General features: G+C 43.7%; 1 protein-coding gene. It reads right to left on the reverse strand.

Annotated features, from left to right (window positions below; all coding sequences use genetic code 11):
• Nucleotides 1-577 (reverse strand): transposase (locus tag KCG35_RS26105; RefSeq protein WP_215822851.1); only part of this gene is annotated, 577 nt, incomplete at both ends.

Genomic DNA, 577 nt, shown 5'->3' on the forward strand with positions numbered 1-577 from the left:
AGCATTGGCCAGTATAGTCTTCTTTAAAGCAAGTCGGCGCAGAGCCTCAACTAGTGTATAGGCCATCGACGAGAGTAATATTCGAAACTGATTGGGCCACCAATGATGGCAGGAAGTCCGATCAGAGAAGAGTAATTTTTGCTCTTTAATTCGGTTTTCCATATCCCCGCGAGCACAGTACATTTTTTTATAGATATGGCTTTCATTCGCCTCTAAGCTTGTGACAACAAATCGAGTATTCGCCCCCCTATGATCATGCTCTGCTTTGACCACTACACGACGATGTTGGCTCCAGGAGTATGCGGCATAATAAAAGGAAGAAAAAACCGTATGTTTTGTCGAGTACAGCTCAAAGCCTCGGCGGGCTAAATATTGAGTCAACTCACTTTTTTTCACTAAACGAGGATTCGTGCTAATACCCACAACGTAATCAACCTGATGGCGATCACTCCAAGAAAGGATTTTAGGGATACAAAAGCCTGCATCACCACGAAAAATGATCTGTACTTTCGACCATGCCTGACGTAAACGTTGAACCAGTAATTTTAATATGGCACCAGCATGAAAGGCTGCTCCT

Source organism: Zooshikella harenae (assembly GCF_018837975.1).
GTDB classification, from domain to species: Bacteria; Pseudomonadota; Gammaproteobacteria; order Pseudomonadales; family Zooshikellaceae; genus Zooshikella; species Zooshikella harenae.